This is a genomic window from Myxococcus sp. AB025B, assembly GCF_006518215.1.
GTDB classification, from domain to species: domain Bacteria; phylum Myxococcota; class Myxococcia; order Myxococcales; family Myxococcaceae; genus Myxococcus; species Myxococcus fulvus.
Genome location: NZ_SRLW01000109.1, coordinates 22,734 through 29,536, shown reverse-complemented (window position 1 = coordinate 29,536; position 6,803 = coordinate 22,734). Strand labels below are relative to the sequence as shown.

Sequence of the window (6,803 nt, the reverse complement as noted above, 5' to 3'; positions counted from 1 at the left end):
GGCGGGGTCGCCGCCGCCGCGCCGCTCGCGGTCGCCACCGGCACCTTGTGGTAGTAGCGCAGGATGGCGCCACGCACGGCCGACAGCGCCGCCACGCGCACGCTGACCTTCAGTCCCGTGGTGAACTCAATCTCCTCCACCGCCGGCACGTTGAGTGGATCACTCATCGCGACGACGAGCTGACGGCGCCCGCCCACGCTCTCCAACGCGATGGGGAACAGGTCGTGCTGCTCGCAGAACCTGGCGCGCAGCATGTGCACCGCCGCCCACTCCGGAGTCACCGCCGCCAGGTCCACCTGCGGCATCCCCAGGGCCTGGCTCAGCGCCCCCGCGAGCGTCGCCTCGGTGATCGCCCCCTGCGCGATGAGTGTGGCTCCCAACCGCTGGCCCGATTTGCGGTGGGCCGAAAGTCCCGCCTCGAGCTGCGCGACGCTGATCGCCCGCTGCTCCAGGAGCAGCTCGCCAATGCGCTTCCTCGCCATGGCGCCGGCATTACCACGCGGCCCCCAGGCGCCCAAGCGCCCGCAGACACAACCGCCCGTTCTTGGGAAGCCCCCGGAAATGGCCCGCATTGCTGCCTGGAGTCCATGCTGGCAAGGGGTACTCCAGCGCAAAATTCCTGTGAGATTTCAGCACTTAACGCCGGGCCCCCTGCCTTGACACCCCAGACAGCCATTCCTAAAGTCGGCACCACCGTTTTCAACATCCATTCCTGCCGCCCAATCACTGGGGCGCACGCCCGGGGGGGCGACAGGTTCTGGAAGGTCCGGAGCGCCGGGCCGAGCCGCCGTGGAGGCAAGACGCGATGAACCTGGGGTTTTTGACGAATCTGGCCGTGCTCGCCAACGCGGGGGGCCCCGAGCGGGGCTTCTTCGAAGAGATTGCCAAGCGCTGGGAGGCCGGTCAGTGGGGTATGTACCCCATCGCCGCGTGTCTCGTGGTGGCGCTGTCCATCATGGTCGAGCGCACCATCGTGCTGTTCGGCAAGGCCTCCATCAACAAGGAAGCCTTCCTGCGCGGCCTCAAGAAGCACATCTACGCGGGTGACCTGGACAAGGCCATCAACTACGTGGCGGGGCAGAAGTCCACGCCGCTGACCAGCGTCATCAAGGCCGGTCTGATGAACGTCCCGAAGGGCCAGGACGAAGTTCAGGCGGCGCTCGACGAGGCCACCCTGCGCGAGACGCCCCGCCTGGAGGCCCGCTCCGGCTACCTCGCGATGCTCGGCAACGCGGCGATGCTCGCCGGTCTGCTCGGCACCGTGTCGGGTCTCATCTCCTGCTTCGAGGCCGTGGCCAACGTGAACCCGGCCGACAAGGCGACCATTCTCGCCAACGGCATCTCCGAGGCCATGAACTGCACGGGCTTCGGGCTGGTGACGGCGATTCCCTGCCTCATCGCCTTCTCCGTGCTGATGGGTCGCACCCAGTCGCTGGTCAACGACATCAACGAGACCAGCGTCTCCGTGCTCAACCTCATCGTGGCGAACAAGGACAAGTTCAAGAACCTGAACGTCCCCGCCGCTCGGGACCACCACGACGACTGAGTCGGGCCTCCCGCTCGGGAACCCGCGACCCGGGCGCGCTGTCCTGTCCCCATGAGTGGGGACGTGCGGCGCGCCCCTTTCAGTCTCTTGCCGCGCCTCACCGCGCGGGGCCTTAGGAGGAGAACGCCATGGCCGGCGGAATGGACACAGGTCAAGGTGGCAAGGGCGGCAAGAAGCCGCTCGATACCGCCATCAACCTGACCGCTTTCATCGATCTGATGGCAGTGACCATCAGCTTCCTCATCATGACGGCCGTCTGGACCCAGATCGGTCGTCTCCAGGTGTCCCAGGCGGGAGGTCCCTCCACGGAGGAGGAGCCGCCCCCGACGGAGACCAAGACGGTTCAGTTGACGCTGCTCATCACCCCGACGGAGCTTCGGCTGTCGGCGGACCAGAGCACGTTCGACCCCATCCCCCTCACCAAGGACGGCAAGGGGAAGACGGACCTGTCCAAGCTGGTGGCGCGCTTCAAGGAGTTGAAGGCGCAGCTGCCGGACCAGACGGCCATCACCCTTCAGCCCGAGGACAAGGTCCGCTACGAGGACCTGGTCCGCATCATCGACGAGTGCATCGGCTCTGGGTTGCCCCAGGTGTCGGTGTCCGCGGCGATGGGCTAGCCGAGCACGGAGCCACACCCAGTCATGGCCATCAAGGTTCCAGGCAAGCGGTACGGCAAGCGCCTCCAGCACTCCAAGGTGTTCGGACACGGCGCGCACGGCAAGCGCAGCGGCTACGCCGACCTGCTCATCACGCCGCTGGTCGACATGTTCGTCATCATCGTGCTCTTCCTCATCGCGAACTTCTCCGCGACGGGCGAGGTGCTGATGATGACCAAGGACATCCAGCTGCCCGAGGCGGTGAACGTCGCCGAGGTGGAGATGCACCCCGTCGTCATGGTCTCCGGCGACCAGGTCAGCGTCTCCGGCACCATCGTCGGACGCGTGGAGGACTTCTCCAAGGACGAGTACCTCAACATCCCCGCGCTGGAGGAGAAGCTGCGGGACATGAAGAAGCAGTTCGAGGACCTGCACGCGATGGCGAACGACGACGCCAACACGTTCAAGGGCGACATCAACATCCAGGCGCACAAGGACGTGGAGTACGCCATCATCAAGCGGGTGATGTTCAGCTGCGCCACGGCGGGCTACAACAACATCAACTTCGCGGTGATGACGGTGGCGCCCTCGGACGGTGGTGCCACCGCGGCGGCCACGCACTAGCGACGCGCATCCTCGAGCGGTCTGCTCGAACGCCCTGGCCCACCGCGGCCGGGGCGTTTTCGTTTTGTCTGGAGACCTCATCCCATGCAGCTTCGTGCCGTCTTCTTCGACCTCGATGGGACCCTGGTGGACTCGCTGGGCGACATCGCCGACGCGATGAACCATGCGCTCGCGCGCCATGGCCTGCCCACGCATCCGGAGGCCGACTACCGCCGCTTCGTCGGCGAGGGGGTGAGGGAGCTGGCGCGGCGGGCGGTGCCCGCGGGCCGCGAGGACCAGGCGGCGCCGGTGCTGGAGACCTATCGGGCGTACTACGACGAGCACCTCTTCGACCGGACCGCGGCCTACCCGGGCATCCCCGGGATGCTGAAGGCGCTCGCCGCGGACGGCGTGGTGATGGGCGTGCTGAGCAACAAGTCGGACAGCTTCGTGAAGCGGCTGGTGGAGCGGCTGTTGCCGGGGCTCCCCTTCGCCCGGGTGTATGGCGAGCGGCCCGGCATCCCGCGCAAGCCGGACCCGACGGCGGTGCTGGGGATGGCGACGGAGCTGGGGGTCGAGGCGGGCGTGTGCGGCTTCGTGGGGGACACGGCGGTGGACATGCTGACGGCGCGCGCGGCGGGGATGTACGGCGTGGGCGTCACGTGGGGCTTCCGCGACGTGGCGGAGCTGCACGCGAATGGCGCTCGCGCGGTGGCGACCACGGCGGAGGAGCTGCTCGCGGCGCTTCGCTCGGTGCGCGGCTGACGTCACGCGTTCAGACGGACCGGGTCCTCCTCGCGGCGCCCGGTGTCTGTCCGTAGCGACGGCGGAAGGCGTTGCCCAGGTGGCCCTGGTTGGCGAAGCCCGCCTCCAGCGCCACGTCCGCGAGCGGCAGCCGGGTGTCCAGCAGGAGGGCGAGCGCGTGTCGCAGCCGCACCTCCTGGAGGTGCTGGTGGATGCCGGTCCCCGTCACCTTGCGGAAGACGCGGCAGGCATGGAATGGGGAGACGCCCGCGCTCGCGGCCAGGGTCTCCACGGAGACCTTGGCGTCGAAGTGGAGCGCGGCCTCGTGCGCGATGGCGTGGGCGATGTCCCGCTCGCGCGGGCTCACGGGGGTGGAGCCTCGCTCGCCGGGGGTGAGGATGAGGCCCAGGGCCTCCTCCACCTGGACGCGCGCCAGGGGCTCACTCCGGGCCACGTCGGACACGAGGGACTGGAGGCGCACATAGGCCTCGGCGCTCACGGCGAGCGTCGATGTGTCCGAGTGCGACCAGCGACGCAGCCACGCTCCTCTCACGGACAGGCAGGCGTCGCCGCCGCCATGGGGATGGCGGATTTCACAGGGCCGCTGGGGACCGAGCCTCAGTCCGACGCCCGGGGACACCACGGCCCGCGTGCGCGAGTCGCGGTACTGGAAGCGCCCGTGCAGCGCGAGGACGAGCCGCTCGCTGTCCACGCCTTCCTCCCGGGGCCGGGGGCTGTCGTGTCCGTCGCAGGTGACGCGGGCGAGCTGGAGGTCCGGCGCGCTGTAGAGGAGCGAGGCGTGCATGCGCGGCATCGTCGTGAACATGGCGCGTCGGCCGAGGCGCGGGCAAGCGGTCCGGTGCGCGTGTGCTCGCGAACAGTGGGAGCAAGGATGTGTAAGACGGCGCCGCCGCTGTTCCCTAGGGTGGTCTCACTTCCACGGGCTACCCCATGACCTACCTGGAGCTTCTCTCGAAGTCCTCGCGCCGCTGCGTCCGTGCCTGGCAATGGACGCGCGAAGACGAGCCCTGCGGCGAATACGCCGAGCTGCACGAGCTCGCTGATGGCTGGGCCCTGGCGGGCTCGGTGGTGCTCTCGCGGGAGGGGACGCCCTTCCTCGCGGAGTACTCCGTGGAGAGTGACTCGCGGTGGCGGACGCGACAGGTCCACGTCGCGCTGCGAGGGGCGGGCGTCTCGCGGACGCTGGACCTCCGCGTGGACGCCGAGCTGCGCTGGTGGCGAGGGGACGAGGAGGTGGTCCAGTTCGCGGGCTGCACGGATGTGGACCTGGCCTTCTCTCCGTCGACGAACACGCTGCCCATCCGCCGGCTGTCGCTGGAGGTGGGGCAGGGCAGCGACGTGGTGGCGGCGTGGGTGCGGATGCCGGACCTGTCGCTGGAGAAGCTGCCCCAGCGCTACACGCGCCTGTCGCCCACGCGCTATCGCTACGAGAGCGGCGGTGGCCGCTTCACCTCGGAAGTGGAGACGGATGAGCTCGGACTGGTGACGCGCTATCCGCCCGCGTGGGTGCGCGTGTCCTCCGCTTCGCGCTGAGTCCATTCCAGACAACGCAGTGCCATTCACAGGGGCGCCGAGCGAATTCGGTGCCTGATGGGAGACGTGCATCATGATGTCGAAGCCCGAGTCACCGCTCTCGCAGCGGGCGCTGGAGCTGCTGCGCGCGGATGGACCCTTGCCCGCGCTGGCGGATTCCCTCGCCTTGTTCGGCCGCTTCATCGGCGCCTGGGACGTGGACGTCGCGTTCTTCGACGCCACCGGGAGACAGACCTACCGCCAGCCCGGCGAGTGGTCCTTCTCGTGGGTCCTGGACGGACGCGTCATCCAGGATGTGCTCATCTATCCGAACCCCGAGGGGCTCGATGCGTCCGCGGGCGCAAGGCGCATCGGCACATCGCTGCGGCACTTCATCCCGGAGCAGGGCATGTGGCGTGTCGTGTGGATGGGCGCCACCGCGGGGTACCTCGTCTCGCTCGTCGGTCGCCCCGTCGGCGATGAAATCCACATCGAGGGGAAGGACATGGACGGCAAGCCGCTGCGCTGGATGTTCACCGCCGTCACCGACGACACGTTCCTCTGGCGGGGCTTCCTGTCGGACGACGGCGGCTCCACCTATCGGCTCACGCAGGAGATGCACGCGCGCCGCCGCGTCCATCGCACCTGAGTCGCAGGGGGCGCCTCACGGCCGGTGGCTTTCGCGGCCCCTCCCCACCCTTTACGATGGGGCCGTGAGGTGCATCGCTTGATGGAGCAGGACCACGTGCCTGGGGTGAGGGGGCTTGCGGGGCATCGTCTCGGGCGCGGGTCCGCGTGGACTGTCGGACGGTGCGTGCTCGTGGTGGTCGGATGCGCCCCGAAGCCACCGTGCACGGAGCTTCGCATCCGGGAGCGGGTGACGTGAGCACCGCGACGAAGACGGAGGGCGCGCGTGCCGAGGCCCTCGAGCAGGGCGCCGCTCCCTCCGACGAAGTGGCGGCCAGCGCGAACGAGCTGGCCGCCGTGCAGGCACCCCTCGGTGAGGCTCCGACAGCAGCGGCTCCCGAGGGTCCACGTCGAAGCGTGGTGGCCGCGGCCCTCTCGAACCTGTGGCCCGTGCTGGGCGTGACGTTCTCCCTCCTCGGCTCGGGGCTGTGGGGCGCGCTCAAGGGCTTCTTCATCTTCGGCTGCGTCGGTCTCGCGCTGGCGCTCGCCTTCGTGCTGGCGCCGCTCTGGCTCGGCAGCGCGCGAGGGCCTCCCTGGCTGGACCTGCTGAGCCTGGTGCTCATGCCGCTGTCGCTCGCGGTGACGGGCGGCTACGCGATGATGCTCCACGGCGGCGCCTCCCGGCTCGGTGAGGAGGCGGAGAAGCGCGGCTGGTTGGGCTACCTCTACGCGGTCATCAAGCCCGCGGCGCGGCAGCTCGCCGGACGCTTGCGGAGCAAGGGAACGCTCAGCCGCCAGGAGCTGCTCCGGGCGGTCAAGCAGTCGGTGGCCGAGCGTGCGGGCGGGCCCTCGTCGCCGTCCACGGTCGCCTCGCGACTGGGCGGGCTGGAGCGCTTCTTCATGGAGCAGTCCTACCGGGTGCTGGGCGCCATCGCCGTGCGCGCGGTGGTCGCCTCGCCGGATGGCGCCACGGCGGTGCGGGAGCTGGAGTCGCTGGCCATCGAGCGGCTGCAGGTCGCGCTCGTGGAGCGGCTGGAGGACCTGTTCCTCGTGCAGCAGGTGCTGGCGCTCGGCGTGGGGCTGCTCGTCGCCGCGATTCCGCTGTGCATCCTGCTGCTGCTGTCCTGACGAAAAGAAACGCGGGTCGGCCGTCC

The 6,803-nt window shown here is 69.4% G+C and carries 8 protein-coding genes and 1 pseudogene; 7 read left to right on the top strand and 2 right to left on the bottom strand.

Going from position 1 to position 6,803, the window contains the following annotated elements; translation table 11 throughout:
- Window positions 1-482 (bottom strand): annotated as a pseudogene (locus FL311_RS19665) (hypothetical protein); the annotation flags it as partial.
- A gap of 323 nt (window positions 483-805) precedes the next feature.
- Here FL311_RS19665 and FL311_RS19660 point away from each other — a divergent pair.
- The 4 genes from FL311_RS19660 (at window position 806) to FL311_RS19645 (ending at window position 3,510) form a co-directional block, all read left to right on the top strand.
- Window positions 806-1,546, top strand: a complete 741-nt coding sequence (locus tag FL311_RS19660) for a MotA/TolQ/ExbB proton channel family protein (protein ID WP_046716649.1) — start codon at window positions 806-808, stop codon at window positions 1,544-1,546.
- Between the two features lie 128 nt (window positions 1,547-1,674).
- Entirely contained in the window at window positions 1,675-2,163 is a 489-nt protein-coding gene (locus FL311_RS19655) for a biopolymer transporter ExbD (RefSeq protein ID WP_046716648.1), read from the top strand.
- A 24-nt stretch (window positions 2,164-2,187) separates the two neighbouring features.
- A complete protein-coding gene (locus tag FL311_RS19650) occupies window positions 2,188-2,766 on the top strand; it encodes a biopolymer transporter ExbD (RefSeq protein WP_141327011.1) in 579 nt (192 codons plus the stop codon).
- Between the two features lie 84 nt (window positions 2,767-2,850).
- On the top strand, window positions 2,851-3,510 hold the full coding sequence (locus FL311_RS19645) for an HAD family hydrolase (RefSeq protein ID WP_141327009.1): 660 nt from the start codon (window positions 2,851-2,853) through the stop codon (window positions 3,508-3,510).
- Window positions 3,511-3,520: 10 nt separating this feature from the next.
- On the opposite strand, the gene FL311_RS19640 is transcribed toward FL311_RS19645, so the two are convergent.
- Window positions 3,521-4,294 (bottom strand): helix-turn-helix transcriptional regulator, encoded by a 774-nt coding sequence (locus FL311_RS19640; RefSeq protein ID WP_194869270.1) that lies wholly within the window; start codon window positions 4,292-4,294, stop codon window positions 3,521-3,523.
- 146 nt (window positions 4,295-4,440) lie between these two features.
- Here FL311_RS19640 and FL311_RS19635 point away from each other — a divergent pair, with 146 nt between their 5' ends.
- From FL311_RS19635 to FL311_RS19625, 3 genes are all read left to right on the top strand, one after another.
- A complete protein-coding gene (locus tag FL311_RS19635; RefSeq protein WP_141327005.1) occupies window positions 4,441-5,043 on the top strand; it encodes a putative glycolipid-binding domain-containing protein in 603 nt (200 codons plus the stop codon).
- 73 nt (window positions 5,044-5,116) lie between these two features.
- Window positions 5,117-5,671, top strand: coding sequence for a hypothetical protein (locus tag FL311_RS19630; RefSeq protein WP_141327003.1), 555 nt, complete (start codon window positions 5,117-5,119; stop codon window positions 5,669-5,671).
- Window positions 5,672-5,904: 233 nt separating this feature from the next.
- On the top strand, window positions 5,905-6,777 hold the full coding sequence (locus FL311_RS19625) for a hypothetical protein (RefSeq protein WP_141327002.1): 873 nt from the start codon (window positions 5,905-5,907) through the stop codon (window positions 6,775-6,777).
- Window positions 6,778-6,803 lie beyond the last annotated feature (26 nt).

Coding starts and splice junctions, on each gene's coding strand:
- FL311_RS19645 (WP_141327009.1), top strand. CDS start 2,851: ATGCAGCTTCGTGCCGTCTTCTTCGACCTCGATGGGACCCTGGTGGAC.
- FL311_RS19655 (WP_046716648.1), top strand. CDS start 1,675: ATGGCCGGCGGAATGGACACAGGTCAAGGTGGCAAGGGCGGCAAGAAG.
- FL311_RS19640 (WP_194869270.1), bottom strand. CDS start 4,294: ATGCACGCCTCGCTCCTCTACAGCGCGCCGGACCTCCAGCTCGCCCGC.
- FL311_RS19650 (WP_141327011.1), top strand. CDS start 2,188: ATGGCCATCAAGGTTCCAGGCAAGCGGTACGGCAAGCGCCTCCAGCAC.
- FL311_RS19660 (WP_046716649.1), top strand. CDS start 806: ATGAACCTGGGGTTTTTGACGAATCTGGCCGTGCTCGCCAACGCGGGG.
- FL311_RS19630 (WP_141327003.1), top strand. CDS start 5,117: ATGATGTCGAAGCCCGAGTCACCGCTCTCGCAGCGGGCGCTGGAGCTG.
- FL311_RS19635 (WP_141327005.1), top strand. CDS start 4,441: ATGACCTACCTGGAGCTTCTCTCGAAGTCCTCGCGCCGCTGCGTCCGT.